General features: G+C 62.7%; 26 protein-coding genes. 16 read left to right on the top strand and 10 right to left on the bottom strand.

Annotation, left to right across the window (positions count from 1 at the left end; all coding sequences use genetic code 11):
* The first annotated feature begins 130 nt into the window (after nt 1–130).
* On the top strand, nt 131–901 hold the full coding sequence (locus tag ACFWEM_RS11930) for a siderophore-interacting protein (protein WP_378533741.1): 771 nt from the start codon (nt 131–133) through the stop codon (nt 899–901).
* Here the strand turns inward: ACFWEM_RS11930 and ACFWEM_RS11925 are convergent.
* Nucleotides 898–2070, bottom strand: coding sequence for a multidrug effflux MFS transporter (locus ACFWEM_RS11925; RefSeq protein ID WP_378534544.1), 1173 nt, complete (start codon nt 2068–2070; stop codon nt 898–900). The genes ACFWEM_RS11930 and ACFWEM_RS11925 overlap by 4 nt on opposite strands.
* 84 nt (nt 2071–2154) lie before the next feature.
* Here ACFWEM_RS11925 and ACFWEM_RS11920 point away from each other — a divergent pair, with 84 nt between their 5' ends.
* Nucleotides 2155–3081 carry a tyrosine recombinase XerC gene (locus ACFWEM_RS11920; protein WP_378533739.1) on the top strand — a complete coding sequence of 309 codons (927 nt, stop codon included), beginning with the start codon at nt 2155–2157 and terminating at the stop codon, nt 3079–3081.
* 123 nt (nt 3082–3204) lie between these two features.
* On the top strand, nt 3205–4314 hold the full coding sequence (locus ACFWEM_RS11915; protein WP_378533737.1) for an AAA family ATPase: 1110 nt from the start codon (nt 3205–3207) through the stop codon (nt 4312–4314).
* A 16-nt stretch (nt 4315–4330) separates the two neighbouring features.
* On the opposite strand, the gene ACFWEM_RS11910 is transcribed toward ACFWEM_RS11915, so the two are convergent.
* The gene (locus ACFWEM_RS11910; protein ID WP_378533735.1) at nt 4331–4831 is read right to left on the bottom strand and encodes a M23 family metallopeptidase; all 501 of its coding nucleotides are present in this window, start codon (nt 4829–4831) and stop codon (nt 4331–4333) included.
* 307 nt (nt 4832–5138) lie between these two features.
* Between ACFWEM_RS11910 and rpsB the strand changes: the two genes are divergently transcribed.
* The 6 genes from rpsB (at nt 5139) to ACFWEM_RS11880 (ending at nt 10169) form a co-directional block, all read left to right on the top strand.
* Nucleotides 5139–6020, top strand: coding sequence for a 30S ribosomal protein S2 (gene rpsB, locus ACFWEM_RS11905; protein ID WP_113682954.1), 882 nt, complete (start codon nt 5139–5141; stop codon nt 6018–6020).
* A 114-nt stretch (nt 6021–6134) separates the two neighbouring features.
* Nucleotides 6135–6962, top strand: a complete 828-nt coding sequence (tsf, locus tag ACFWEM_RS11900; RefSeq protein ID WP_378533733.1) for a translation elongation factor Ts — start codon at nt 6135–6137, stop codon at nt 6960–6962.
* A 197-nt stretch (nt 6963–7159) separates the two neighbouring features.
* Nucleotides 7160–7888: a UMP kinase gene (gene pyrH, locus ACFWEM_RS11895; RefSeq protein ID WP_019747988.1), complete on the top strand. Its 729-nt coding sequence runs from the start codon at nt 7160–7162 to the stop codon at nt 7886–7888.
* 43 nt (nt 7889–7931) lie between these two features.
* A complete protein-coding gene (gene frr, locus ACFWEM_RS11890; RefSeq protein WP_003942777.1) occupies nt 7932–8489 on the top strand; it encodes a ribosome recycling factor in 558 nt (185 codons plus the stop codon).
* A 48-nt stretch (nt 8490–8537) separates the two neighbouring features.
* Complete coding sequence (locus tag ACFWEM_RS11885; protein ID WP_283303770.1) at nt 8538–9434, top strand: phosphatidate cytidylyltransferase; 897 nt, start codon at nt 8538–8540, stop codon at nt 9432–9434.
* 6 nt (nt 9435–9440) lie between these two features.
* Nucleotides 9441–10169, top strand: a complete 729-nt coding sequence (locus ACFWEM_RS11880) for a class I SAM-dependent methyltransferase (protein ID WP_378533731.1) — start codon at nt 9441–9443, stop codon at nt 10167–10169.
* Between the two features lie 79 nt (nt 10170–10248).
* Here ACFWEM_RS11880 and ACFWEM_RS11875 read toward each other — a convergent pair whose 3' ends face one another.
* Both ACFWEM_RS11875 and ACFWEM_RS11870 read right to left on the bottom strand, forming a co-directional pair.
* On the bottom strand, nt 10249–11091 hold the full coding sequence (locus ACFWEM_RS11875; protein WP_378534542.1) for an HpcH/HpaI aldolase/citrate lyase family protein: 843 nt from the start codon (nt 11089–11091) through the stop codon (nt 10249–10251).
* 95 nt (nt 11092–11186) lie between these two features.
* Nucleotides 11187–11597 (bottom strand): lipopolysaccharide assembly LapA domain-containing protein, encoded by a 411-nt coding sequence (locus ACFWEM_RS11870; protein WP_378533729.1) that lies wholly within the window; start codon nt 11595–11597, stop codon nt 11187–11189.
* Between the two features lie 102 nt (nt 11598–11699).
* Here ACFWEM_RS11870 and rlmN point away from each other — a divergent pair, with 102 nt between their 5' ends.
* The gene (gene rlmN, locus ACFWEM_RS11865) at nt 11700–12809 is read left to right on the top strand and encodes a 23S rRNA (adenine(2503)-C(2))-methyltransferase RlmN (protein WP_378533727.1); all 1110 of its coding nucleotides are present in this window, start codon (nt 11700–11702) and stop codon (nt 12807–12809) included.
* Between the two features lie 94 nt (nt 12810–12903).
* On the opposite strand, the gene ACFWEM_RS11860 is transcribed toward rlmN, so the two are convergent.
* Nucleotides 12904–13173 (bottom strand): DUF2631 domain-containing protein, encoded by a 270-nt coding sequence (locus ACFWEM_RS11860; RefSeq protein ID WP_003942762.1) that lies wholly within the window; start codon nt 13171–13173, stop codon nt 12904–12906.
* A 120-nt stretch (nt 13174–13293) separates the two neighbouring features.
* Between ACFWEM_RS11860 and dxr the strand changes: the two genes are divergently transcribed.
* The 5 genes from dxr to ACFWEM_RS11835 all read left to right on the top strand — a co-directional run bounded on the left by dxr (nt 13294) and on the right by ACFWEM_RS11835 (nt 19747).
* Complete coding sequence (gene dxr / locus ACFWEM_RS11855; protein WP_378533725.1) at nt 13294–14451, top strand: 1-deoxy-D-xylulose-5-phosphate reductoisomerase; 1158 nt, start codon at nt 13294–13296, stop codon at nt 14449–14451.
* A 7-nt stretch (nt 14452–14458) separates the two neighbouring features.
* On the top strand, nt 14459–15670 hold the full coding sequence (locus ACFWEM_RS11850; protein ID WP_378533723.1) for a M50 family metallopeptidase: 1212 nt from the start codon (nt 14459–14461) through the stop codon (nt 15668–15670).
* A gap of 87 nt (nt 15671–15757) precedes the next feature.
* Complete coding sequence (ispG, locus tag ACFWEM_RS11845; protein ID WP_095970762.1) at nt 15758–16915, top strand: flavodoxin-dependent (E)-4-hydroxy-3-methylbut-2-enyl-diphosphate synthase; 1158 nt, start codon at nt 15758–15760, stop codon at nt 16913–16915.
* A gap of 111 nt (nt 16916–17026) precedes the next feature.
* On the top strand, nt 17027–17863 hold the full coding sequence (locus ACFWEM_RS11840; protein ID WP_378533721.1) for a GNAT family N-acetyltransferase: 837 nt from the start codon (nt 17027–17029) through the stop codon (nt 17861–17863).
* 69 nt (nt 17864–17932) lie between these two features.
* Entirely contained in the window at nt 17933–19747 is a 1815-nt protein-coding gene (locus ACFWEM_RS11835; RefSeq protein ID WP_378533719.1) for a penicillin-binding transpeptidase domain-containing protein, read from the top strand.
* A gap of 4 nt (nt 19748–19751) precedes the next feature.
* On the opposite strand, the gene ACFWEM_RS11830 is transcribed toward ACFWEM_RS11835, so the two are convergent.
* Nucleotides 19752–20561: a LuxR C-terminal-related transcriptional regulator gene (locus ACFWEM_RS11830; protein ID WP_042450799.1), complete on the bottom strand. Its 810-nt coding sequence runs from the start codon at nt 20559–20561 to the stop codon at nt 19752–19754.
* Between the two features lie 178 nt (nt 20562–20739).
* On the opposite strand from ACFWEM_RS11830, the gene ACFWEM_RS11825 reads away from it, so the two are divergent.
* Nucleotides 20740–22362: an AMP-binding protein gene (locus ACFWEM_RS11825; RefSeq protein ID WP_378533717.1), complete on the top strand. Its 1623-nt coding sequence runs from the start codon at nt 20740–20742 to the stop codon at nt 22360–22362.
* A gap of 57 nt (nt 22363–22419) precedes the next feature.
* Here the strand turns inward: ACFWEM_RS11825 and ACFWEM_RS11820 are convergent, their stop codons facing one another.
* From ACFWEM_RS11820 to ACFWEM_RS11805, 4 genes are read right to left on the bottom strand one after another with little or no spacing between them, the layout of a single operon-like run.
* Nucleotides 22420–23205 (bottom strand): ABC transporter permease, encoded by a 786-nt coding sequence (locus ACFWEM_RS11820; protein WP_378533715.1) that lies wholly within the window; start codon nt 23203–23205, stop codon nt 22420–22422.
* Nucleotides 23180–24082, bottom strand: a complete 903-nt coding sequence (locus ACFWEM_RS11815) for a 2-aminoethylphosphonate ABC transporter permease subunit (RefSeq protein ID WP_378533713.1) — start codon at nt 24080–24082, stop codon at nt 23180–23182. The genes ACFWEM_RS11820 and ACFWEM_RS11815 overlap by 26 nt, the downstream gene beginning before the upstream one ends.
* A complete protein-coding gene (locus ACFWEM_RS11810) occupies nt 24079–25254 on the bottom strand; it encodes an ABC transporter ATP-binding protein (protein WP_378533710.1) in 1176 nt (391 codons plus the stop codon). The genes ACFWEM_RS11815 and ACFWEM_RS11810 overlap by 4 nt, the downstream gene beginning before the upstream one ends.
* Nucleotides 25255–25256: 2 nt before the next feature.
* The gene (locus ACFWEM_RS11805; protein ID WP_378533708.1) at nt 25257–26306 is read right to left on the bottom strand and encodes a 2-aminoethylphosphonate ABC transporter substrate-binding protein; all 1050 of its coding nucleotides are present in this window, start codon (nt 26304–26306) and stop codon (nt 25257–25259) included.
* Nucleotides 26307–26313: the final 7 nt, after the last annotated feature.

The following is a 26313-nucleotide window of genomic DNA, read 5'->3' as shown; positions in this document are numbered from 1 at the left end:
TCGGTTTATTTCGTTGCTTACCCTGATCTGTCCGCGCGCTGGACGGATTCACCGCGGAGGCATTTTGCCCGTGCACTGCAATTGTCGTGTACCTTAGTTAGGTAACACTAACTTTCGGAAGGATCTTTCTGTGGCCAAGCCGACAACTGCATTGACGGTTCTGCGGACCGAACAATTGACTCCCCATATGGTGCGAGTGTTTCTCGGGGGATCGGGCTTCGAGTCGTTCACTCCCAGCGAATACAGTGATTCCTATGTAAAGATCGAATTCGGCACGCCTGATCAGCCGGTACTGCGTACCTACACGATTCGTTCGTACGATCTCGATGCCAAAGAGATTGCAATCGATTTTGTCGTCCACGGTGACATGGGTGTTGCAGGTCCGTGGGCCGCGTCAGTTCAGCCGGGCGCGGAGATTACCTTGCGTGGACCCGGTGGCGCGTTTTCGCCGTCACCAACCGCTGATTGGTATCTCTTCGTCGGAGACGAGACCGCAATACCCGCTATTTCGGCGTCGATAGCGCGATTGGCGCCGAATGCGGTCGGCTACGCCGTTGTCGAAGTCGGTGGACCAGAGGACGAAATCGCACTCGATGCCCCAGAAGGTATCGCGGTGACCTGGCTACATCGCGGAGCGTCATCCGACGCGGTGGGTGAAGAGGCGGCGGGCGACAACGCGCCAGTCGTCGCCGCGGTCAAGGCGCTCGAGTGGCTACCGGGCGAACCGCACGTATTCATTCACGGTGAAGCGCAAGCCGTCATGCATAACCTCCGGCCGTACATTCGCAAGGAACGAAACGTCCCGGCGTCGGCCGCTTCTATTTCCGGATACTGGCGTCGTGGTCGCACCGAAGAAGGCTTCCGGGTCTGGAAGTCCGAACTCGCCGCGGCCGAAAACTAACTCGCGGTGGCCTTGCCGCGAGTCAGCAACACGAGCGCAACGGCCGCGAGAACTCCGAAGGTGGGAATTGCGATTGCCATCGGCACGGCAGTGTCTTCTCCCGCAATTCCCACCAACGGCGAAACCAGCGCTGCCAAGCCGAACTGGCCCGCTCCCATCAGGGCTGAACCAGTTCCGGCCGCGTTGGTGACCTCTCCTTGGGCGAGAGCGGTTGCATTGCCCATGATGAACCCGATGCTCGAAATCGCCACGAACAGCGGGACCAAGATCAGCCACGTGTTCGTGGAACTGAAAACCACGCTGGTACAGAACAATACGGCGCCGCCCATGAGGAGCAGGCACACCCCGAAACGGAGTAGCGTGCGAGCTCCGACGCGACCGAGCAGGCGAGTGGTGATCATCGCTGCCGTGACCATTCCGGTGGCGTTCACTGCGAACACGATCGAGAATTGTGACGGACTCATCCCGAGAACGTTCTGAACGACGAACGGTGACGCGGAGATGTACGCGAACAAGGCGCCGAATCCGAAGACGAATGCGAGTGCATATCCGAGGTAGTGCCGATTGCGGACCACGTATCGCAGATTCGAGATCAGTGCCTTCAATCCGCCGCCGTGGCGTCGCTCGGGCGGAAGTGTCTCGGGAACAAGCAAAACGACACCAGCCACCATCACAGCGCCCGCGACCGCCAGGACCCAGAAGATTCCGCGCCATCCGACGGGGCCGAGGAGTGCGCCGCCGATCAATGGCGCGACCACGGGGGCGACACCGCCGATGATCATCATGATGCTGAAGAGCTTCGCTGCGTCGTCGCCGCGCGCCCGGTCGGCAATACAAGCACGGGCCAAGACGATGGCAGCGCCTCCACTCAATCCCTGGACGAGCCGGGCGCCGATGAGAAACTCGATGTTGGGCGCCACCGCGCACGCCGCACCGCTCAGCGCTGTGATGATCGTCGCGGACAGCAGTATTCGCCGTCTCCCCAGTCCGTCGGAGATCGGACCGATGATCAGCTGGCCGATCCCGAGTCCGGCCATGAAGGTGGTCAGTGTCAGCTGAACGCTGGCCGCAGTAGTCTCGAGTGCATCCGCCATCAAAGGTAGGCCGGGCAGGTACATGTCGATGGACAGTGGAGCGATTGCGGAAATCAGTGCCAGCACACACAACATCTTCAGAGGAATTGCTCGATTCACCGATCAACCCTATCGGCGAGGCAGCTTGCAGTTTCAATCGCGGCGCGCGAGCGTGTGTTCATGACTGACGCATTGCCGGCGAGCTTGAGTGGGCACCTCGATGCGTATGCCGAGCACCTCCGACTGAGCCGAGGGCGGTCGGAACACACGATCCGTGCCTACGTCGGTGACGCGCGGGCATTGCTGACCCATTTCGCTGCGGGTTCGGCGACTGCAGATCTCGATGGCCTCGACTTAGGAGTCATGCGCTCGTGGTTGGCTGCCCAGAATGCCGTGGGAACGGCCCGGACGACGGTCGCTCGACGGGCGTCGTCGGCGCGCGGTTTCACGGCGTGGCTCGCGCAGACAGGACGCATTCCCGTCGACCCCGGTACTCGTCTGGCGGCTCCACCTGCTCGCCGCACATTGCCGACGGTGCTGCGTCAGAGCCAGGCCCTCGATGCAATGGATGCTGCGGAAAGTGGTGCGCAGCAACAAGAGCCGCTCGCCCTGCGGGACCGGCTAATCGTGGAGTTGTTGTACTCCACCGGAATTCGCGTCGGCGAGTTGTGTGGACTGGACGTCGAGTCGGTCGACGCCGATCGACGCCTGCTGCGTGTGCTCGGCAAGGGAAACAAGGAGCGATCGGTGCCCTACGGCCTGCCGGCAGAATCGGCACTGAACGGGTGGCTGGAGCACGGAAGACCCGCACTGACTTCGGATCGGTCTGGGCGGGCATTGCTCCTCGGCGTCCGAGGCGGCCGACTCGATCAGCGTCAGGCGCGTTCGGTGGTCCACGAAACCATGGCTGCAATCCCAGGGGCCCCCGACATGGGGCCGCACGGGCTCCGGCACTCGGCTGCGACACATTTGCTCGAAGGCGGTGCAGACCTTCGTGTGGTGCAAGAACTTCTCGGGCACGCGAGTCTGGCGACCACTCAGCTGTACACGCATGTATCGGTCGAACGGCTTCGATCCGTCCACGATCAGGCCCATCCGCGCGCCTAGATTGTGAAGCGACGCGAGTTCTCGGCGGGTATTTGGTAGCGTCGCAGGTCAGAAGAGTGAACAATCGGCAAAGTTCGATCGTCGTGTCAAGACACTCGATTACATGCGATATCCGGGGGATTCGTGAACCGCCAAGATGTGAAGCACCCGCCGAACAGTGGCCAACCGGCCTGGCTGTCCGAAGCGCCGCAACCGGCTCCCGTGCCGGTGTCGACGCCGGAGCCGGCGGCACGACCGCAAGAGGCCTGGGCCGCGCCGCCGCCGCCGTCGAGCCAGCAGCAGGTGACCAACCAGGACCTGGTTGCCGAAGCTTTACTGAAACGCCCTAAACGGACACCGCGGGGCGGCTGGCGAAGAGGATTGCATCGTGCGACCGGGGGCGTGGTCAATCTGGGGGATTCGACCAACGAACAGCGCAACCGCGCACTGGCCGCCAGAATCGAGCAGCCGATACGCAACGACTACCGAATAGCGTTGCTCTCGCTCAAGGGTGGCGTCGGCAAGACGACCGTGACGGTCGGACTCGGTGCGACGTTTGCTTCGCTGCGTGGCGACTGCGTCGTGGCGGTCGACGCCAATCCCGACTTCGGAACCTTGGCGCAACGTGTTCCGCTGCAGACAAATTCGACAGTGCGCGATCTGATCGCCGCGAGGCCGGACATAAAGAGCTATTCGGACGTACGCGCGCACACATCTCAGTCGCCGAGTCGTCTCGAGGTCCTGGCCAGTGAGCAGGATCCGGCGATTTCGGAGGCGTTCAGCGAGGCCGACTATCGCCAGGTCATCGACATCTTGCAGGTCTACTACAACATCATCCTCACCGATTGTGGTACCGGGATCATGCACTCGGCGATGAACGGCGTTCTCGATCTTGCCAATTCGTTGGTTCTCGTCAGTTCTCCGGCAATCGACGGAGCGCGAAGCGCAGCGGCAACGCTCGATTGGCTTCAGTTGCATGGATACGGTCATCTGGTCGAACGGACCGTCGTCGTGATCAGCGCCGCCCGACCAGGGTCGAGCGTGATCGACATGGATGCGTTGGTGGACTACTTCATGCGTCGATGCCGCGCCGTCGAGGTCATTCCTTTCGACGAGCATCTCGCGGAGGGATCGGTCATGGATCTCGAGTTGATGCGACCGGCCACCAGGCGAGCATTCATGGAACTGGCAGCGATGGTTGCCGACGATTTCGCGGACGCCGTGGGTCGGCACGCCGTCTCCGAGTGGCACTGACTCAACCCCATCGGTCTCAACCCCCGGTCAGTGGCTTGAGTCTGAGCGGTCGCGACCGAACCAGTCCGAGTGGATCGAGATACTCGCGCCCTCTGCGCAGGCCCCAGTGCAAACACGCGGCGACGACGCACCCGTCGTGCCCGGGTTCGAGGGTTCCGATCACCGCCCCGGTTGCGATGCGTTCACCTGCCCGAATTTCGGCCGCGACGGGTTCGTAGGTAGTACGTAGGCCGCCGTCGTGATCAATCGACACCGTCGGCTTTCCCGCGACGACTCCCGCGAACGCCACAATGCCGTCGCCGGCCGCGAGGACGGATTGGCCGGCACTGCCGCCCAGATCGACGCCGCGATGACCAGGCAGCCAGTTCTGGGCCGGTTTGTCGAAAGCGCGTTCCACGCGCGGCAGGGGAGTGAGCGGCCAGTCGAAACGCGCCTCTGCCGACGCCGTGCTTACGGCGACACAGCAGAAAATCACAGCGCCGACCACTCCTTTTCGGGCTCCGCTCAACATCGTCATTGCTTGATCTTCCGTGGAGTGACGCTCGCTTCAATGCAGATCAGACGGGTAATCCACAGGATTGCCGCCGATCCACAACCGCCGGTTCGGTCTGTTGCTTCCGGGGTGGTTATGGCATCGGGGGACGAGGACGTACACTTGTCGAGCGGTCTGTGCTCGCACAGTCCGACTTCGCGCGCCCGCGCACGTTTTCCGGCCTCGGCTGGTCCTGGTTCTCACGAAACAGGTCCGACGGCCGTGCGGGTGCCAGGGCAGGGATCACCCGATCGCCTGCATCAACCGGATTGAAAGTTTGAGGTACACAGCCATGGCTGTCGTAACCATGAAGCAGATGCTCGATAGTGGAACCCACTTCGGACATCAGACCCGTCGCTGGAACCCGAAGATGAAGCGATTCATCTTGACCGACCGCAACGGCATCTACATCATCGACCTCCAGCAGACGCTGACGTACATCGACAAGGCGTACGAGTTCGTCAAGGAGACCGTTGCCCACGGCGGCACCGTTCTCTTCGTCGGCACCAAGAAGCAGGCGCAGGAGTCCATCGCTTCCGAAGCGACTCGCGTCGGAATGCCCTACGTCAACCAGCGTTGGCTCGGCGGCATGCTCACCAACTTCACCACCGTCCACAAGCGTCTGCTTCGCCTCAAGGAGCTCGAGGCAATGGAGCAGACCGGTGGATTCGAAGGTCGCACCAAGAAGGAAATCCTCATGCTCACGCGTGAGATGACCAAGCTGGATCGCACCCTCGGTGGTATCCGCGACATGGCCAAGGTTCCTTCCGCGGTGTGGATCGTCGACACCAACAAGGAGCACCTGGCAGTTGCCGAGGCTCGCAAGCTGAACATCCCGGTCATCGCGATCCTGGACACCAACTGCGACCCCGACCTCGTCGACTACCCGATCCCGGGCAACGACGACGCCATCCGCTCCGCAGCACTGCTGACCAAGGTTGTCGCTTCCGCGGTTGCCGAGGGAGTGCAGGCACGTGCAGGACTGAGCGCCGACAAGGACGCGAAGCCCGAAGCCGGCGCAGGCGAGCCCCTCGCCGAGTGGGAGCAGGAACTGCTCTCGCAGGCAGCTCCGGCCGCAGAGGCTGAGGCAGCTCCCGCTGCAGAGGCTGAGGCAGCTCCGGCTGCAGAGGCTGAGGCAGCCCCCGCCGCAGAGGCACCGGCCACCGAGGCCTGATTCGTTGAAACCGGCCCTGACCAAGAGTTCTTTTGGTCAGGGCCGTTTCACCGTTAGGCCGTGCTCACCGTTAGTCCTAGGTCCGAAACAGACACATGAGGAGGCTCGCTAATCATGGCGAACTACACCGCCGCTGACGTCAAGCGGCTCCGTGAGCTCACCGGCTCCGGAATGATGGCATGTAAGAACGCACTCGCAGATGCAGACGGCGATTTCGACAAGGCCGTCGAGCAGCTGCGCATCAAGGGCGCGAAGGATGTCGGAAAGCGCGCAGAGCGCACCACCGCTGAGGGTCTCGTCGTCGCCAAGGACGGCGTCATGATCGAGATCAACTGCGAGACCGACTTCGTCGCCAAGAACGACGAGTTCATCAAGCTGGCCGACGCCATCGTGACCGTCGCTGCCGCTGGCAAGCCCGCCGACCTCGACGCACTCAAGGCGCTCGAGCTCGACGGCAAGACCATCGACACCGTCATCCAGGAGCAGTCCGCGAAGATCGGCGAGAAGCTCGAGCTGAGCCGCGTCGCTTCCTTCGACGGCCCCGTTGCCGTGTACCTGCACAAGCGCAGTGCCGACTTGCCGCCCGCCGTCGGCGTGCTCGTCGAGTACACCGGTGAAGGCGATGCCGCAGCCGAGGCTGCTCGCGCAGCTGCAATGCAGGTCGCTGCACTCAAGGCCAAGTACGTCACGCGTGACGAGGTCCCCGCGGAGATCGTCGCTTCCGAGCGCCACATCGCCGAAGAGACCGCTCGCGCGGAGGGCAAGCCCGAGCAGGCTCTGCCGAAGATCATCGAAGGCCGCGTCAACGGCTACTTCAAGGACGTCGTGCTGACCGAGCAGTCTTCGGTTCAGGACTCCAAGAAGACCGTCAAGGCGATCCTCGACGACGCCGGCGTGACCATCAAGCGCTTCGTGCGTTTCGAGGTCGGCGCCTCCGCTTAATCGGAGCCCGTACACATGGACCCCGCCAGAAGAGCATTGCTCTACCGGCGGGGTCTACGTGTACCTGGGGCCTCCGATGAGGCAGGATGGGAGTGCCTTGGGACTAGTCCCGAGGGCTTTCTGTGTCACCGTCGCCGATTCGGTGACAGAAGAAGAACGAAGGACCTACAGGGTCTTGTATCGAACTGAGGAGAACAATGTCCGAACCTGCCAACGAACGTCCAGGATTCAAGCGGGTCCTGCTCAAACTCGGCGGCGAAATGTTCGGAGGCGGCAAAGTCGGTCTCGATCCCGACGTGGTCACCAAGGTGGCTGAGCAGATCGCAGAGGTCGTTCGATCAGGCGTACAGGTTGCAGTGGTCATCGGCGGCGGAAACTTCTTCCGCGGAGCGGAACTGCAGCAGCGTGGCCTCGATCGCGCGCGCTCCGACTACATGGGCATGCTCGGCACCGTCATGAACTGCCTCGCTCTGCAGGATTTCCTGGAGAAGGCCGGCGTCGATTCTCGTGTGCAGACTGCCATCACCATGGGACAGGTCGCCGAGCCGTACCTTCCCCTTCGCGCACGTAGGCATCTCGAGAAGGGGCGTGTGGTCATCTTCGGCGCCGGGATGGGTATGCCGTACTTCTCCACCGACACCACTGCTGCGCAGCGCGCGCTGGAGATCGGTGCCGAGGTAGTGCTGATGGCCAAGGCTGTCGACGGCGTCTACTCGGCCGACCCGCGTATCGACCCGGACGCGACGATGTACGAACAGATCACGCACCGCGAGGTCATCGAGCGTGAACTCAAGGTCGCGGACGCAACGGCGTTCAGCCTGTGCATGGACAACTCGATGCCGATGATGGTGTTCAACCTCCTCACCGAAGGAAACATCGCTCGCGCGGTGTCCGGTGAGAAGATCGGCACCCTGATCAAGTCGTGAGTGAACCCCGAAAAATGATGCAGAACAACATGGAGGAACAGCCGTGATCGATGAAGCGCTCTTCGAGGCAGAAGAGAAGATGGAAAAGGCTGTCACGGTAGCCAAGGACGATCTCGGCTCGGTTCGTACCGGACGCGCCAACCCCGGTATGTTCTCGCGCATCGTGATCGACTACTACGGATCGATCACACCGATCACGCAGCTCGCGAGCATCAACGTCCCCGAGGCGCGCATGGTCATCGTCAAGCCCTACGAGGCTTCGCAGCTCAACGCGATCGAGACGGCGATCCGCAACTCGGATCTCGGAGTCAACCCGTCCAACGACGGCAGCATCATCCGTATCTCGGTTCCGCAGCTCACGGAAGAGCGTCGTCGTGAACTGGTGAAGCAGGCCAAGTCCAAGGGCGAGGACTCGAAGGTCACGCTGCGCAACATCCGCCGCAAGGCGATGGACGAACTCGGCCGGATCCAGAAGGACGGCGAAGCCGGCGAGGACGAGGTCGGTCGCGCAGAGAAAGAACTCGACAAGACCACGGCGAAGTACGTGCACACGGTCGAGGAACTCGTCAAGCACAAGGAAGCAGAGTTGATGGAGGTATAGCCTCCTCGTTTGCAGTGTTTGTCGTCGGGAGTAGATCAGGGAGTCTGGGTGCACGCACAAGAGGGAACCGCCGGTGGTCCCGTCACGGACGGGCCTACGGGCGGCGCTGAGGGCGCGCAACCGCCGAAGTCGAAGGCAGGCAGGAACCTACCTGCCGCCATCGGCGTCGGAGCCGGTCTCGGCGCCCTGGTCATCGGCACTTTGATCTTTCTGCCTCCGGGGTGGATCGCTGTAGTCGCGATCGCGATGTTCATCGCGACGTGGGAGGTCACCACGCGGCTTCGTGAAGCCGACATCGAGGTGCCGCGAATTCCGCTGCTCGTCGGAGGGCAAGCCACGATCTGGCTCGGCTGGCCGTGGGGACCGGTCGGAGTGCTCAGCGGATTCACCGCGACTGTCCTGGTGTGCATGGTGTGGCGGTTGTTCGACCACGGGCTCAAGGCGACTCCGAAGAACTTCCTGAGAGACACTTCCATCACGGTGTTCGTTCTGGCGTGGATCCCGCTGTTGGCGTCCTTCGGTGCATTGATGGTGCTCGAAGACGACGGCCCGGGTCGTGTCTTTGTCCTGATGATCGGCGTCGTGTGTTCCGACGTCGGCGGTTATGCCGCGGGAGTCCTGTTCGGAAAGCACCCGATGGTCCCGGCGGTGAGCCCGAAGAAGTCCTGGGAGGGATTCGTCGGCTCCCTCATTTTCTGCGTCATCGGCAGCCTGCTTTCGGTGACCCTGATCCTCGACGCGAACTCGATGATCGGCGTCCTGCTCGGCGTGGTGCTGGTGGTCGTCGCGACGGTCGGTGACCTGATCGAATCGCAGATCAAGCGTGAACTCGGCATCAAGGACATGGGAACTTTGCTTCCCGGCCACGGCGGAATCATGGATCGCCTCGATTCGCTTCTGCCGTCGGCATTTGTCACCTGGCTGATTCTGTACGCACTCGTCTGATTTCTCGTGCGTGATTTCTTCTCGGGCCGATCCAAGCCCATCCCCAGTCCCAACATCTGGCACTGGCCGGACGTCTACGAGGTCGAGAACCGTGCGCAGGACGTCGACGGTTCCATCTGGGCCGCGATGCGAGCCCAGGTCGACTGGTCTGGACTCGACGTCGTCGACGTCGGCTGCGGCGCGGGGTTTCACCTACCGGAGTTCGCTCGTACCGCGCGTCGTGTTGTCGGAGTGGAGCCGCACGCGCCGCTGGTGAAGGCCGCGCGAGAACGAACCCGTGATTCGGCGTCGATCGACGTGGTCCAGGGTTCCGCAGAGTCCACGGGTCTGGTCGATGCTTCCGTCGATCTCGTTCATGCCCGAACGGCGTACTTTTTCGGCAAAGGCTGCGGCCCGGGAATTCGTGAGGCGATGCGCATCCTGAGGCCTGGGAGAGCCCTGCTGATCGTGGACCTGGACGTGAGCTCCGGCCCGTACGGAGAGTGGATGAGGGCGGATCTGCCCAAATACGATCCCGCGGCCGTCGAAGCGTTTTTCGAGGCTCAGGGATTCTCTCTCACCCGTGTCGACGCCCGGTGGGAGTTCGAGAATCGCGACGACTTGCGGCGAGTACTCGGGATCGAGTTCACCGAGAAGACCGCCGAGCGTGCGTTCTCGCAAGTGACGGGATTGGCCTTTGCGGTGCGATACCGGATCCATGTTCGATTCAAACCGCGGTCACTCGAACTTTCGTGACCGGGCTCGAACGGACGAACGTCAGGCGCTCCGACGTGAGCGCCTGACGTTTTCTGGACCGATTCAGTAGTAAAGGTGATTAGTGATTGGTGTGGATGTGGAACAGAGTGGCGAGCTTGTGGATCTTCTTTGCCTTGGCGAGCTTGGGCAGGTCACTGCCGTCGCGTACGCGTGAGCCATCTTCGCCGAGATCGTCGATGACGTTCTGTGCCCAGATGGCGTCGGCAACGGAGGGGCTCAGGCCGGCGTTGACGGGAGCCGTCTGCGCGGTGGTCATGCAGAGCTTGCCGGCCATGCCGAGCGACAAGGTGATCGCGCAGTCTCGGGCGAGCAAATCCAGGTCGGGGCCTAGCGTGGGGCCGTCGATCGGCGGAGCGATACGAGCGGCGCGACTGGCGATTGTCAGTCGCGAGCGCGGGTACGACATCGAGGTGGGCGAGTCGTCCATCCCGGTATCGCGACGAAAGTCTCCGCTGCCGAATGCAAGACGGAAGATTCCGTCGGTGCGTGCAATCTCGGGAGCAGCTTCGAGTCCCACCGCAGATTCGACGAGGGCAAGAATCTTGGTGCCCTCGGGAAGTCGCTCGGCGGTGGCGTCGGCCTGCTGGCCGCTTTCGGTCTTCGCGAGCATGACACCCTCGAGTCCGGGGAGGCCCGCAAGTACGGCGAGATCCTCTTCCCAGAACGGTGTCGTTGCGTCGTTGATCCGAACCCAAGCGTGATTATGTTCGCTCAGGAATGCGACGACATCGCGCCGAGCGGCCGGCTTGTTGGGCGCGGTGACGGCATCCTCGAGATCGAGAATGACGGCGTCGGCGGCGCTCGCGAGAGCGGCGTCAAAAGTGTCCGGTTTGGATGCGGGGACGAGGAGCCAGGATCTTGCCTGTTGCGGGGCAATACGCGAGGTCACAGGTCTCTCCATGTGAGTAGTCACATCAGGGCCTTTCGGGTGATTTCCACGACAACAATGATGCCTGCTTACCCGCGGGTAGACCCAATTGCGTAACTAGATTTCAGTCACATCTGCCGCTTGGCTGCGCGCCGGATCTGAATGATGCGAACCCCGCCTGCCAACGCCATGATCAATGCGCCCGCGATCGCGGAAAGCAGGATCGTGATTCCGAGCGGAAAGTCGATTTGCCAGGCCAGGATCTTGACGGAGACGCTCTCGAGGTTCTGCAAGATGAACACCAGCAGCATGATCAGCACGATTGCGCCGATGACCAGGCCAACCCACGTCGTCGCAGCCCTGGTCCGGTCGGTAACCGCGGTTCCGGTCGGCGTCGGTTCAGGCGTCGGGTTCGGTTCGGGATCGTGTTTTTCGACTGCCTTGTCCTCGCCCACCTTCGGAAGTTCCGGGTCGGGACCGAAACCGTCGGCGGGGCCGTACACGGGGGAGTTCGACGGATCCTCTGGTGTGGTTGACATGACATGATCATCACGCAACCTGCGCGAAGTTGCACGGGTAATCCGGCCACAATCGGGTGGCAGTGGGGTAGCACCCCAAAACAATGGGACAATGGTGTAACTATGGCTGCCTCTCTTCCCCTCGTTTTCACTGCACCCAAGCGCGGAATGCCTCCACGGCACCTCGCCGATCTCGATTCCGCCGAGCGCAAAGAAGCGGTGAAAGAGCTCGGCCTTCCCGCTTTCCGGGCCGATCAGCTGGCGCGTCAGTACTACGCTCGGCTCGAAGCAGATCCGGAAAAGATGACCGACCTCCCCGCATCGGTACGCGAAAAGGTGGGGGATTCGCTCTTCCCGACTTTGTTGACGCCGATCAAGCATCTCGCGTGCGATTCGGGCGACACACGCAAAACCCTGTGGAAGGCACATGACGGAACGCTGCTCGAGAGCGTCCTGATGCGCTATCCCGATCGGGCGACACTCTGCATCTCGAGTCAGGCAGGCTGCGGAATGGCCTGCCCGTTCTGTGCGACGGGTCAGGGCGGCCTCGACCGCAACCTTTCGACTGCCGAGATCGTGGATCAGGTTCGCGAGGCGGCAGCAGCCATGCGCGACGGTGAAATAGCCGGCGGCCCCGGCCGCTTGTCGAATGTCGTGTTCATGGGCATGGGCGAGCCGTTGGCGAACTACAAGCGTGTGGTGGCGGCGGTTCGACGCATCACCTCGCCCGCACCGGACGGACTCGGCCTGTCCCAGCGGTCGGTCACGGTCTCGACCGTCGGCCTCGCTCCCGCGATCCGCAAGCTCGCCGACGAAGGCCTGAGCGTCACGCTGGCGGTATCCCTGCATACGCCGGACGACGAACTGCGCGACACGCTAGTGCCGGTCAACAACCGTTGGTCAGTATCGGAGGTGCTCCAAGCCGCGCGATACTACGCAGACAAGACCGGCCGCCGTGTGTCCATCGAGTACGCGATGATCAAGAACGTCAACGATCAGCCGTGGCGTGCGGACATGCTGGGCAAGAAGCTGAAGAAGGCGCTCGGCGGGTTGGTGCACGTCAACCTTATTCCGCTCAACCCGACTCCGGGCAGTGAGTGGGACGCGAGCCCGAAGGACGTCGAGCGTGAGTTCGTGCGTCGGGTCATCGCCCAAGGCGTCTCGTGCACGGTGCGCGATACGCGCGGCCAGGAAATTGCCGCAGCCTGTGGCCAGTTGGCCGCCGAGAACTGAGACGCTCCAGGTCTGAAACGTTCTAGGCCTGAAACACGTAAAGAGAAGGCCTCCACGAACTTTCGTTCGTGGAGGCCTTCTCTTTGTCAGGTCTCTAGCGCGGGCGGCGACGGATGACGATGTCGCGGACCAGAATGAAGATCATCAATCCGGCGGTGCCGATGAGCCACAGATCCTCGACCTTGCCGTGATGGTTACCGATCATCATCAGGAGCAGGAATATTGCGAAGAACCATCCGAGGAAACGGAAAAACTTGAGTCCTTCACCACTCCACCCCCATGCGGCAGAGGGAACCTCGGCCTCATCGACGTGCGAGACCACGACGGGGGCGCTGGACTTGACGTCCAACTGGGTATCGGCCACGGTCGATCCTCCTGCTCATTCGGTTGCACTACTGCCCAATATGGTGACATACGACTGCCTGTCGTACGTAGTTGGGCGTCGATAAGGTTGTTCTCAGGTGTTATCAGGAACAATGGGCGAGTGCAGGAAACCACACGTACCCGCGTCCTCCTCCTCGGCAGTACCGGTTCGATCGGTACCCAAGCGCTGGAGGTCATCGCTGCCAACCCCGATCGTTTCGAAGTAGTCGGACTGGCAGCGGGCGGCAACAACGTCGAATTGTTGGCCGAGCAGATCCGCGCAACCGGCGTCACCGACGTCGCCGTCGCCGATCCCGCGGCTGCCGCTGCTCTGGAATCGGTGACGCCTCGTTCGGGACCGAGCGCAGTGACGGAACTGGTTCGCGACAGCGGTGCCGATGTCGTCCTCAATGCGCTCGTCGGTTCGTTGGGACTCGAACCGACCCTGGCGGCTTTGAACTCGGGTGCACGTCTGGCGCTGGCGAACAAGGAATCCCTTGTCGCAGGCGGAGCGTTGGTGACCAAAGCTGCCGCTCCCGGCCAGATCGTGCCGGTCGACTCGGAGCATTCGGCGTTGGCCCAATGTCTACGTGGGGGAACGGGCGACGAGGTGGCGCGGTTGGTTCTCACCGCTTCCGGTGGGCCGTTCCGCGGCTGGAGCGCCGAGGATCTCGAAAGTGTGAATCCGGCTCAGGCGAAAGCGCATCCCACCTGGTCGATGGGACCCATGAACACCCTCAACTCGGCAACCTTGGTCAACAAGGGCCTGGAGCTGATCGAGACGAATCTGCTGTTCGGGATCGACTACGACTGCATCGACGTCACCGTGCATCCACAGTCGATCGTGCACTCGATGGTGACCTTCTTCGACGGCTCGACGCTGGCGCAGGCAAGCCCACCGGACATGAAGCTTCCGATCGCTCTCGCTCTCGGCTGGCCGGACCGTATCGAAGGTGCGGCGTCGGCATGCGACTTCACGACCGCCTCCACCTGGGAATTCGAGCCGCTCGATTCGTCGGTGTTCCCCGCCGTCGATCTCGCGCGAAGTGCAGGCAAATCCGGCGGCTGCTTCACTGCGATCTACAACGCGGCCAACGAAGTGGCCGCTCAGGCTTTCCTCGACGGCGTCATTTCGTTCCCGGCGATCGTCCGCACGGTGGCTGCTGTTCTCGACGATGCAGGTCAATGGTCCGCGGAACCGGTTACCGTGGACGACGTTCTGGCCGCGGACGGCTGGGCACGCACACGAGCGCGTCAGCTCGTGAAGCAGGAGGGCTAGAACTTTCATGGTTTTTGCACTGGGCGTAGTGCTGTTTGCCCTCGGCATCGGCGTGTCCATCGCCCTGCACGAAGCTGGCCACATGTGGACGGCCAAGGCTTTGGGAATGAAGGTTCGCCGCTACTACATCGGCTTCGGACCGAAGATCTTCTCGTTCCGTCGAGGTGAGACCGAGTACGGACTCAAGGCACTGCCGCTGGGCGGATTCTGCGACATCGCAGGCATGACGGCTCTCGACGAGATGACGCCTGAAGAAGAGCCGCACGCGATGTACAAGAAGGCGGCGTGGAAGCGCGTCGTCGTCATGTCCGGCGGTATCGCGATGAACTTCATTCTCGGGTTCCTCCTGATCTACGCATTGCTCCTCGGCTGGGGCCGAACTGAGCCTGCTCAACCAGTGGTTCAAGAAGTCACGTGTGTGGCCCCCGATCAGTTGGGTCAGGACGGCAACTTCGAGCTGACAGCGTGCTCGGGTGGAGGCCCTGCGGGCGATGCGGGCTTGAAGTCGGGAGATCGGATCACCGCAGTCGATGGAACGTCGACGAGTACCTTCCCCGAGGTGGCAGCAGCCATTCGAGGTGTGGACGGCCCCATCACGTTGTCGGTGGATCGCGATGGAGAGGCATTGTCGATCACGGTCGTTCCCGAACGCGTCCAGCGATACGTGAACTCCGCCAGTGGTGTTCCCGTGAAGCAAGAAGTATCCGCTGTCGGAATCGGTGGACCCGGCTCGGCGTTGGTCGAGTACAACGCGCTCACGGCTGTTCCGGCAGCCTTCGACTACACCGGCCAGATCATGGTCGACTCGGTGAAGGCGTTGGCTGACATTCCGTCGAAGGTGGGGGCTCTGTGGGAGTCGGTCACGGGCGGCGAGCGGGCGCAGGACACACCGATCAGCGTGGTCGGCGCCAGCGTGATCGGCGGCGAGGCTGCTGATCGAGCCGAGTGGCCGATGTTCGTCGGCCTGCTCGCGTCGATCAACTTCTTCCTCGGTGTTTTCAACATCCTGCCGCTGCTGCCGCTCGACGGCGGGCACATCGCGGTGGTCTTCTACGAGAAGATCCGCGATTGGTTCCGCGCCCGCCGCGGCCTGATCCCGGGCGGTCCGGTCGACTACACGAGACTCCTTCCGATTACTTACGTATTCATCGTGATCGGTGGCGCGTTCATGTTGCTGACACTCACGGCTGACATCGTCAATCCGATCAAGATCTTCTGACCGTGTGAGCAGGGCGACGGTTGCCGCGCGGTAGTGCGGTGATCGCCCGGCTAAACTTGCAGTGAAGCTATGAAAGAAGGCACAGACGTGACCATCCCTATCGGACTGGGAATGCCCTCGGCACCCGCAGCGATTCTTGCTCCTCGACGCAAGACTCGGCAGCTGCAGGTCGGCACGGTAGGTGTGGGCAGCGATTTCCCCATCTCGGTGCAGTCCATGTGCACCACGAAGACGCACGACGTCAATGCAACGCTCCAGCAGATCGCCGAACTGACCGCTTCCGGATGTGACATCGTCCGTGTCGCCTGCCCGCGGCAGGAAGACGCGGACGCGTTGTCGATCATTGCGAAGAAGAGCCAGATTCCGGTTATCGCCGACATCCACTTCCAGCCGCGTTACATCTTCGCGGCTATCGAGGCGGGATGCGCTGCGGTGCGCGTCAATCCGGGCAACATCAAGGAATTCGACGGCCGCGTCAAAGAGGTGGCGAAGGCCGCGGGCGATGCCGGCATTCCGATCCGCATCGGCGTCAACGCCGGATCGCTCGATCCTCGCTTGATGGAGAAGTACGGCAAGGCGACGCCCGAAGCGTTGGTCGAGTCTGCGCTGTGGGAAGCCGGGTTGTTCGAAGAGCACGGCTTCGGTGACATCAAGATCTCCGTCAAGCACAACGATCCGGTGATCATGGTCGAGGCTTACCGCCAACTCGCCGCCAAGTGCGACTACCCACTGCACCTCGGTGTCACCGAGGCGGGTCCGGCGTTTCAGGGCACGATCAAGTCCGCGGTCGCCTTCGGTGCGCTGCTCGCGGAGGGCATCGGCGACACCATCCGTGTGTCGCTCTCAGCCCCGCCGGCCGAGGAAATCAAGGTCGGTAACCAGATTCTGCAGTCGCTGAACCTGCGTCCGCGCAAGCTCGAGATCGTCTCATGCCCTTCGTGTGGCCGTGCACAGGTTGACGTCTACACACTGGCCGACGAGGTCTCCGCGGGTCTCGAAGGCATGGAGATTCCGCTTCGCGTGGCAGTCATGGGCTGCGTCGTGAACGGACCGGGTGAAGCGCGTGAAGCCGACCTCGGTGTGGCGTCCGGCAACGGCAAGGGCCAGATCTTCGTCAAGGGCAAGGTCATCAAGACGGTGCCCGAGGCGCAGATCGTCGAGACGTTGATCGAAGAGGCGATGAAAATTGCCGAAAGCATGGAGGGTGACGCTTCGGAGGGTGCGCCGGTCGTCACCGTGAGTTGAGTGATTGCCGGATGAATCTTCCCCGTCGGTGTCAGGTTCGTGGCAATCTGAGTGCATCATGATCGGGTAGTGATATTCGTGGACGCGCAGTCGAGTCGAGGGGGTTGACGGATGCTCAAACTCCTCGGAGCCAAGCAGGTCGGAAGTCGAGATCTCGATGACGTCCGAGCGGTACTCGACGCCGATCCGGTCGCGGCCTGCATGATTGCCGCGCGCGTCGAAGAATGCGGCGTCGACCCACGAATGATTCACGGCGAGCTGTGGAGTCGAGGCGGGCCGTTGTCGTCCTTGTGCTTTGCCGGGGCAAATCTGGTTCCGCTTCGGGGCGATCCGGATGACATTCGAGCATTCGCCGACCGTGCCTGTCGGATTCCACGCATGTGCTCCTCAGTGGTCGGTCGCGCCGAATTGGCGTTGCCGCTCTGGGAAATGCTCGAACTCGATTGGGGAACTGCGCGGGAGGTTCGCCCCGAACAACCGTTGCTCGCGGTATCCGAGCCGCTGGCATGCCCGTCGGATCCTCTGGTCCGGCAGGTCCGCTCCGACGAACTCGACATCTACCTGCCTGCCGCGATCGCGATGTTCATCGAAGAGGTGGGCGTCGATCCGCGTGCCAACGACGGTGGGCGCGGCTATCGGCATCGTGTCGCAAGCCTGATCGCCGCCGGGCGAGCGTGGGCGCACATCGAGGACGGCCAGGTCGTTTTCAAGGCGGAGGTCGGTTCGATGTCCGCGCGCTGTGGCCAGATTCAGGGCGTCTGGGTCAATCCCGAGTTTCGCGGACAGGGCTTCGGCGTGACCGGAACGGCGGCTGTCGCGGAGTCGATCATGGCGACCGGTCGCATTGCGAGCCTGTACGTCAACAGCTTCAATACGATTGCGCGGTCGACCTATTCGCGGGTCGGGTTCCGACAGGTTGCAACTTTCTCGACGGTACTGCTCGACTGACCGCACACGGTGGGTGCAATGGTCGCGCCTACCCTGACCGCGTCGGTTGCCGCCCTAGTATGGGGCTCGATGAACACTCGGCATTTCTCTCGTAGTCGCTCGGCCCAACTGTTGGCCTCCTGCACCGTGATTTTCTTGGCGGTGGGGATCAGTTCGTGTACTCCGAAACCCGCCGGCCCCGAGCCCGTCGCGCAGCAGTTCCTGAGTGCGTTCGGTGACAGAGACATCGACGAGGCAGCAAAATTTACGGACCGGCCTGATTCTGCCGGACCCGTGTTGAGCGATACCTGGGATGCGCTTCAGGCCGAGTCGATGACCGCTGAGACCACGTCGGTGAAGATGAACGGAGACACCGCGACGGTCGGCTACACCTACGAGTGGCATCTCCCGAAGGACCGCGTCTGGACCTACGACGGCGAGCTGCAGATGGGTCGCAAGGACGGCGACTGGTCTGTCCGGTGGAGTTCGACGGACGTTCATCCCCGTCTCGGTGACAAACAGACGATGTCGTTGCGGGCAACCGCTGCGCCGAGGGCGAGGGTCAACGAGCATTCGGGCACGGACGTCCTCGTGCCGGGAATCGTCTACCGCGTGAAGTTCGATCGCTCGAAGAGCAACGACATCATCGGCTCCGCGAACAGTCTCGCAAGCGTTCTCGGGCGATTCGATTCGTCGCTGACGGGTCAGTCGATCGCGGAATCGTCGACGGCCGTCAAGGGCGACTATCTGGTGACCAGGTTGCGTAGTGACGACTACGACCAGGTTTCCGCGCAACTGGGAGCCATATCCGGGGTTTCGGTGTCGGACGAATCGGATCTGGTCTCGACCGACCCGGAGTTCGCACCTGACCTGCTCGGGCAGATCAAGAAGACGATCATCGACGAGGTCGACGGCAAGGCCGGCTGGAGTGTCGTCACGGTCAACCAGAACGGCGTCGACACCGACGTGTTGACCGAGACTGCGCCGCAACCGGTTCCGTCGTTCAGTATCAGTCTGGACCGCAACATCCAGATCGCTGCGCAACGCGCGGTGAACGTGAACAAGGATCAGGCGATGATGGTGGTCATCGAACCGTCGAGCGGTGCCATTTTGGCCGTTGCGCAGAACAAGGCAGCAGACCGCGACGGACCGGTCGCGACGATGGGTCAGTACCCGCCCGGTTCGACGTTCAAGATCATCACGGCTGGCGCGGCAATTTCGACGGGTCAGGCGACTCCCGACACGATGGTGCCATGCCCGGGCCGAATCGAGATCGGCGAGCGCAGCGTCCCCAACTACAACGAGTTCTCACTCGGCACGGTGCCGATGGCAACGGCCTTCGCCCGTTCGTGCAACACGTCCTTCGCCAAGCTGGCCAGCGAGATGCAACCAGACACGTTGACCACTGCCGCAGCGCAGTTCGGCATCGGCCAGGACTACAACGTGGTGGGATTGCCGATCGATTCCGGTTCGGTGCCACCGGCGTCGGATCTGGTGCAGCGGACCGAGGACGGATTCGGTCAGGGCAAGGTCGTTGTCAGTCCGTTCGGAATGGCGATGGCGGCGGCGACGGTCGCGAACGGTTCGACACCGGTGCCGCAACTGATTTCAGGGCGCGAAACCACCATCGACGGTGAGCGCCCGGCGATCACACCGGCCATGGTCGACGGTCTGCGCGGAATGATGCGACTCGTCGTCACCAGTGGTACCGCCGAACGCGTCGAAGATCAGGGTGAGGTGTACGGCAAGACCGGTGAAGCCGAGGTCGACGGGGGATCGCACGCGTGGTTCGTCGGCTATCGCGGGAACCTGGCCTTCGCGACTCTGGTTGTGCGGGGCGGAAGTTCGGACAACGCCGTCGCAGTCACCCGCGACATGCTCACCGCCCTGCCGGAAGGTTACTGACCCGTCAGGGGAGCAGTCCCAACCTCCGGGCGGTCACCACGGCTTCGTGGCGTGAGCTGGCGTCCAGCTTTCCCATCGCGCTTCGCAGATAGCTCTTGACTGTTTCCGGGCGAAGGGAAAGCCGTTGGCCGGCTTCGATGTTGGTACAGCCGAGTGCGACCTGAGAGAGAACGTCCACTTCGCGCGGGGTGAGCGTGACGTCGGATTCGGCGTCGGCGGTGGGACGCAGCAGGTTGGCCAAACGCTGGGAGAGTCCGCGGAGTTTGGTCTGCAAGTCGGTGTCGGTGACGGTCTGGGCGACACTGCGTAGTTCGGCGTGGACTCCGCGGATCTCTTCCGAAGACATACCGTCGGCGGTAGTCGCGGCGGCGGCCTGCAGTAATTGCAGGCGACGATCGACTTCGTCGCGGATGGCGAACTCCATCCCGAGACGCCGGGATGCGCCGACCATGACGTCTGCTGTGCGGTCACCCAACGGAGCGGAATCCCGGATCGCGGCGTAGAGCACAGCGCGCGATTTTCCCGAAACCATGACCGGAACGGCGATGATCGAATGCAGGCCCTCGCTGAGAACAGGACGGTCGAAGTGATGAGTGATGGACTGCGAATTGCCGTAATCGTTGACGGTGATCGGTGAACCCTGGGCTACGACGCGTCCGCCCATGCCCGAGCGCGGTGGGATGGCCAAGCCCTTGAGGTTGTTGGTGCGGGTGCCGACGAATTCGCTCAGGTGCAGGGTTCCGTCCTGGACCTCACCTCCGAACAGCACAGGAACAACACCCTGAGCTGCAATTGTTCGGAGTTCACCTCGCATTGCGTCCCCGTCGCGGGGACGCAGAAGTGACGAAGCATGTCGATTCACGCAGGTACCCCTTTCTGGGGGTAGTGAAGTTCTCTTGTGAGCTAGATCATAGGGGGTGAACAGTACGTATGACGAGCCGCCAACGTAACCGGTCGGGCCAACCATACGACGATCGATAAGGAGCAAGTTGATGAGCACCGATCCCACCGCACGGGTGCGCGAGCTGCTGGACCAGTACGACACCCCGCATGCCAGCGCCGCAGAATTGCTCTGCGATCGGCATCCCGCGGATGGCGTTGCATTCACCGTCGTCGAGGCAGACCTTAGCTCGGTGGACCTCACTTACGGTCATCTACGTGAGCAGTCGGCGCGTTTCGCAGCAGCTCTGGCGGACCTCGGAGTCGAGCCGGGAGACAACGTAGCGACTCTCATGGGCAAGTCTGCGGATCTCGTGGTCGCGCTCCTCGGAATCTGGCGCCGCGGCGCGGTCCACGTGCCGTTGTTCACGGCATTCGCCTCGCCCGCCATCGCATTCCGCTTGACGGCCAGCGGTGCGAAGGTCGTCATTTCCGACGCCAATCAGCTCGACAAGCTCGCGCCGGGTGAGGACATCCCCGCCGACGCGGCGTGGCAGGTCATCGTCGCCGGCGGCGCGGCCGGGGACGAATTGGACTTCGACGCCCTCCTCGCAGCTCAGGATGCAGAAGACCCGAAGGGCGCTGCTCAGGCCGTCGGCGGAAATGCACCGATTGTGCAGTTGTTCACCAGCGGCACCACGGGAACACCCAAGGGCGTGCCGGTACCGGTGCGTGCGCTCGCGTCGTTCCACGCCTACCAGGAGTTCGGCCTCGACGTCCGTGAGGACGACGTGTTCTGGAACGCCGCGGACCCGGGCTGGGCGTACGGGTTGTACTACGCGTTGCTCGGCCCGCTCGCCGCCGGAACGCGAAGCATTCTGCTGCACGCCGGATTCTCCGCGCCCCTGACGTGGCAGATCATCGAGAAGTTCGGTGTCACCAATTTTGCGGCCGCTCCGACCGTGTACCGCAGTCTGCGTGCCGACAAGGCGCCGGTTCCGGACGGCATTTCGCTGCGCCGCGCGTCCTCGGCCGGTGAGCCTTTGACCCCGGATGTGGTTGCGTGGTCGAAGAACTCGTTGGGCGTCGAGGTCCGTGATCACTACGGCCAGACCGAGCACGGCATGTTCATCGTCAACGCGTGGGCCGACGGGCTCCGCGAGGACGTGCGCCCCGGATCGATGGGTCGTCCGTTGCCGGGTTGGTCTGCTGCTGTGCTGGAAGACAATTCGGATGACATCGCACCGGCTCGCACTCAGGGCCGTGTTGCGATCGATACCCACAACAGCCCGTTGATGTGGTTCACCGGATACGTCGATGCTCCGGAGAAGACGAAGCAGCGATTCAGCGAAGACGGCCGCTGGTACATCACCGGTGATGCCGGAATGACGGACGAGGACGGATTCTTCTTCTTCTCCTCGCGAGATGACGACGTCATCATCATGGCGGGCTACCGCATCGGACCCTTCGACGTCGAAAGCGTGTTGGTCATGCACGAGCACGTCATCGAAGCCGCCGTCGTGGGCATGCCCGACGAGTTGCGCGGTGAGGTCCTCGAGGCGTTTGTCGTTCTCCGCGAAGGCGTCGCCGGCGACGACGAACTCGAGAAGGAACTGCAGACGTTGGTGAAGAAGAAGTTCGCTGCGCACGCATACCCGCGCACGGTGCACTTTGTTCCGAACCTGCCAAAGACCCCGAGCGGCAAGGTTCAGCGGTACATCTTGCGGAAGGGTTAAACCCCCTGCTGTGCGCCTTTATTAACCGCGGGCGGTTAATAAAGGCGCACAGCAAGGTCAACGCCGCCGGATTCTGCCGACCACCATGAGGGCGACCAGGGTGACTGCAAGCAGCAGTGTCGTATTTGCTGCCGCGAGAAATACCTGGCCGCGGTCGGTGAGTCCGAAGATACTGACCGGCAAGGTCTTCCATGTTGCCGGATAGACCATGACGGTCGCGCCCAGTTCACCCATCGAGAGCGCGATGGAAAGTCCCGCGGCGGCACCCAACGCTGGGAGTAGTAGCGGAAGCGTCACGCGCGTCAGTACCCGTACGGGGCCTGCCCCGAGCGATTCCGCGGCCTGGCGGTACGCGGGATCAAGTCGTTCCAGTGCCGCAGAAACCGCGCTGAATGCAAAGGCGAGCACCAGAACGGTGTGAGCGAGAATCACGATCCACTTGGTACCGCCGAGCAGCAGCGGGCGCTCGTTGAAGGTGATCAGCAGACCCAAGCCGACGGCAACCGAGGGAACTGCAATCGGCAGGTGGAACACGGCGTCGGTGATGCGGCGCAGCCACATCGGTGCCTCACGAGAGGCCAGTGCGGCCCACGTTCCGACGATCAGTGCCAGTACTCCCGAGATGAACGCAGTCTGCAAGCTGACGGTCAGGCTGGCGAAGTTCTCGTCGGACAGCGCCGTGGAGAAGTTCTTGCCGCCGAGATTCGACGGGAGTGGCCCCGTCCACGATCCGGCCAGCGCAGCCGCGACGACGGTGGCGATGGGTGCGACAAAAACTACCGCGACGACGAGGGCGAAGAATCCGAGAACGAAAGCCCTAGACCTTCGTGTCCACAGCAGCACGGCTGCCTCCCATTAATCTGTTGAAGGTGAATCGGTAGAGGCAGTACAAGCCGAGTGAGAGTGCGACCTGGACGGTCGCGATCACTGCCGCGCCTGGCAAGTCGAAGGTGACGATGCCACGGGTGTAGATGAGGACCGGCAGAGTTACGACGTCTTTGGCTCCGGTGAAGAGCACGATGCCGAATTCGTTGAGTGTCAACAGAAGTACGAGCGATCCACCGGCCAGGAGGGCTGGCCACGCTTCCGGCATCACCACCTGTCGCAGAACTCGTACGGGTGACGCTCCGAGGCTGGCTGCGACGTCGAGTTGTTCACGCGGAATCTGGGTGAATGCCGCAAGAAGTGGACGCACGACAAAGGGCGTGAAGAAGGTGATTTCGGCCGCGATCACACCGAAGGGAGTGTTGAGGAAATTCAGGGGCCCATTCGCGTCGCCGGTGACGCGAACGATCAAGGCGTTGACGGCGCCGGCTGTCCCGTACAGGAACGTGAACGCCAACGTGATCAGGAAAGACGGCAGCGCGAGCACCGTGTCGATCAATCGCCCCACCACCTTGGATCCGGCGAACGGAACGAAGGCAAGCACCAAGGCGAGGAAAGTGCCGAGGACCAGGCAACCCAGGGTCGACGCCACGGCGATGTGGATGGTCCGCCAGAGCGCGGTTCGGAACAGTTCCGATCCGAGCACCGAAGACCACGTGGACAGACCGGTGCCGTCAGCGGTGCTCAGCGATTCCGTGAGGACCCGCGCGGTGGGATACACCGCGAACACGAGCACCAGAAGCAGTGGCGGTAGCGCCCACCCGATCCGGCGCCACGGAATCGGGTCTTTGTGTTGGGGCATAGCGGTTTCGGGGCGTTCCAAGGTTGTGGTCATGGCCGGCGATCCGCCGGAACCAGAACGCTGCCGTCCGTGGGCAAGACGACGCCGACCTCGGTGTCGACCGGTCGTTCGTCGTGGCCTGCAACATCCGCGTCGACGCGGACGTCGTCGAGGCCACGGACAGCCAGTGTCAGACGCGTCGTCGAACCACGCCAGACGCTCGAGACGATGCGTGCCGGGAACGATCCTCGCGCGCCGACGCCGGTCACCACCACCGCGTGCGGACGAACACACAGGTAGGCATCCATGTCGGACTCCCACTCGATGCGCCCGATCTCGGGTTGAGGGGCGTGAGCAGTGAACGGAGCGCCACCGATCGAGACCAACGCGGAGGTACCGATGACGCGAGTGACCGTGCAGGGCAACAGGTTGGCGCCGCCGAGAAAGGCCGCGGTGAAGCTGGACGGCGGACGCTTCCACAAGGCCTCCGCGGTGTCGATGTCCGCGAGTCTGGCATTGCGCATCACTGCGATTCGGTCTGCGAGCGCCAGGGCTTCACTCTGATCGTGCGTCACGTAGAGCATGGCTGTGTCAGGTAGTGCGGCGCGCAGTCTCGCCAGTTCGCCGAGCATGCTCTCGCGAAGTTGAGCATCCAGGGCGGCCAGCGGTTCGTCGAGGAGGAGTACTCCGGGACGAATCGCCAACGCACGAGCGATGGCGATTCGCTGCTGTTGGCCACCGGAAAGCTCACGCGGCAGACGCTTTCCGTACGCCGACATCCCGACCATGTCGAGGGCCTCGGCCACGCGTGGGCCGATCTCCGACCGCGGCACACGGTGGGCTCGGAGTCCGAACGCCACGTTCTCGGAGACCCTCATGTGTGGGAAGAGCGCGTACGACTGAACGACGACGCCGATTCCGCGTTGCGCGGGAGGAAGATTGGTGATGTCTCGGGTGCCGAGCTTGACCGAACCGGACGTGGGGCGGACAAATCCCGCGAGGGCCTTCAGAGCGGTCGACTTGCCGGATCCACTGGGCCCCAGCAGTGCCACAGTTTCACCCGGCGCGACTCGTAGATTGAAATCGACGAGGGCATGGGTTGCGGTCTTTCCGCGGCCGTAGGCGACGTTGACGCGATCGAAGGTGATGGCCGGAGCGGAATGTTCGATCGCTCCGTGAACACCGACGGTCTCGGGGAGTGTCCGCCCCAGTCTGGTTCTTGCCATGATCAGCTCCCGGTGGCTTTCTGGTAGGCGGCGATGTCGGCGTCGAGCGAGCTGAGGACGTCGTTCCAGTTCGGAGTCCACACGTTGACGCCCTGCAGAACTCCGGAAGGCGTGTTCTTGTCGGTGGATTCACCGGTAGCGCTTCGGACGTCCTCGCGGACCGATACGCCGAGTGCGTCGGTGGCGACGGTCTTCTGGGATTCTTCGGAGAGCAGGAATTCCATGAGCTTCTTCGCTTGTTCGCTGCTCGGTGCGCTCTTGGCGAGCCCCATTACGTAGGGCAGTGCAATGGTGGTGCGAGTGCCGTCGGCTCCGGCGGGGAAGAAGATGTCGAACTTCGATCCGTCGTCCGCGATCGAAGCGAGGTTCATCTGGACGTCACCGTTGGCGACCAGCAGCTCTCCGTTGCTGACCTTGGGCTGGAGCTTTCCGGTCGAGGACGAGGGGCCGACGTTGTTTGCCTGGAGCTTTCCGAGGTAGTCGAGTGCTCCTTCCTTACCCATCAGGTGCTGGAGCAGCAAGAGCACCGCGGTGCCGTCGCCTGCCTGGCCGGGCGTGGAGTACTGCAACTTGCCCTTGAACTGATCTGTGAGTAGGTCGTCCCAAGATTGTGGGGCGGGTGATGCAGTCGGATTGGCAATGAACGAGAGGTAGTTCTCGACGACGGGTACGTACTTGCCTGCGTCGTCCTTCTCGTTGGCCGGAACGGCGGAGGTGTCGATTCCGCTGGGCTCGAGCAGACCTTGCGCGTCGGCCTTCTGAATGAACGGCGGCAGGGTGATGATGACGTCGGCCTGTGGGTTGGACTGCTCCTTGTCGACGCGGGAGACGACCTCGCCGGAACCGGCTTCCACCAGGTTGACAGCGATGCCGGTCTGCGCGGTGAAGGCGTCGAATCTGCCCTTGTACCAACCGGACAGGCCGTCGGCGCTGTAGACGGTGACGGTTTCGGTATCTGATCCGGCGGCAGTGCCGGTTCCACCGCAGGCTGTGGTGAACGAAAGGACGGACACGGCGAGAGCGGCCGCAGCGATGCTCGGGCGTAGACGCATGACGATT

This window comes from Rhodococcus sp. NPDC060176 (assembly GCF_042728675.1).
Taxonomy (GTDB): domain Bacteria; phylum Actinomycetota; class Actinomycetes; order Mycobacteriales; family Mycobacteriaceae; genus Rhodococcus_F.
The sequence above is the reverse complement of the archived record's forward strand: the minus strand, read 5'-3'. Positions and strand labels throughout refer to the sequence as shown.

Excerpts from the sequence above, each read along its gene's own strand:
- rlmN (WP_378533727.1), top strand. The coding sequence starts at position 11,700 with ATGGCTGCCTCTCTTCCCCTCGTTTTCACTGCACCCAAGCGCGGAATG.
- ACFWEM_RS11830 (WP_042450799.1), bottom strand. The coding sequence starts at position 20,561 with ATGCGAGGTGAACTCCGAACAATTGCAGCTCAGGGTGTTGTTCCTGTG.
- pyrH (WP_019747988.1), top strand. The coding sequence starts at position 7,160 with ATGTCCGAACCTGCCAACGAACGTCCAGGATTCAAGCGGGTCCTGCTC.
- ACFWEM_RS11870 (WP_378533729.1), bottom strand. The coding sequence starts at position 11,597 with ATGTCAACCACACCAGAGGATCCGTCGAACTCCCCCGTGTACGGCCCC.
- ACFWEM_RS11920 (WP_378533739.1), top strand. The coding sequence starts at position 2,155 with ATGACTGACGCATTGCCGGCGAGCTTGAGTGGGCACCTCGATGCGTAT.
- rpsB (WP_113682954.1), top strand. The coding sequence starts at position 5,139 with ATGGCTGTCGTAACCATGAAGCAGATGCTCGATAGTGGAACCCACTTC.
- tsf (WP_378533733.1), top strand. The coding sequence starts at position 6,135 with ATGGCGAACTACACCGCCGCTGACGTCAAGCGGCTCCGTGAGCTCACC.
- ACFWEM_RS11925 (WP_378534544.1), bottom strand. The coding sequence starts at position 2,070 with ATGTTGTGTGTGCTGGCACTGATTTCCGCAATCGCTCCACTGTCCATC.
- ACFWEM_RS11815 (WP_378533713.1), bottom strand. The coding sequence starts at position 24,082 with ATGACCACAACCTTGGAACGCCCCGAAACCGCTATGCCCCAACACAAA.
- ACFWEM_RS11910 (WP_378533735.1), bottom strand. The coding sequence starts at position 4,831 with ATGACGATGTTGAGCGGAGCCCGAAAAGGAGTGGTCGGCGCTGTGATT.
- ACFWEM_RS11835 (WP_378533719.1), top strand. The coding sequence starts at position 17,933 with ATGAACACTCGGCATTTCTCTCGTAGTCGCTCGGCCCAACTGTTGGCC.
- ACFWEM_RS11840 (WP_378533721.1), top strand. The coding sequence starts at position 17,027 with ATGCTCAAACTCCTCGGAGCCAAGCAGGTCGGAAGTCGAGATCTCGAT.
- ACFWEM_RS11810 (WP_378533710.1), bottom strand. The coding sequence starts at position 25,254 with ATGGCAAGAACCAGACTGGGGCGGACACTCCCCGAGACCGTCGGTGTT.
- ACFWEM_RS11805 (WP_378533708.1), bottom strand. The coding sequence starts at position 26,306 with ATGCGTCTACGCCCGAGCATCGCTGCGGCCGCTCTCGCCGTGTCCGTC.
- ACFWEM_RS11825 (WP_378533717.1), top strand. The coding sequence starts at position 20,740 with ATGAGCACCGATCCCACCGCACGGGTGCGCGAGCTGCTGGACCAGTAC.
- ACFWEM_RS11850 (WP_378533723.1), top strand. The coding sequence starts at position 14,459 with ATGGTTTTTGCACTGGGCGTAGTGCTGTTTGCCCTCGGCATCGGCGTG.
- ACFWEM_RS11875 (WP_378534542.1), bottom strand. The coding sequence starts at position 11,091 with ATGGAGAGACCTGTGACCTCGCGTATTGCCCCGCAACAGGCAAGATCC.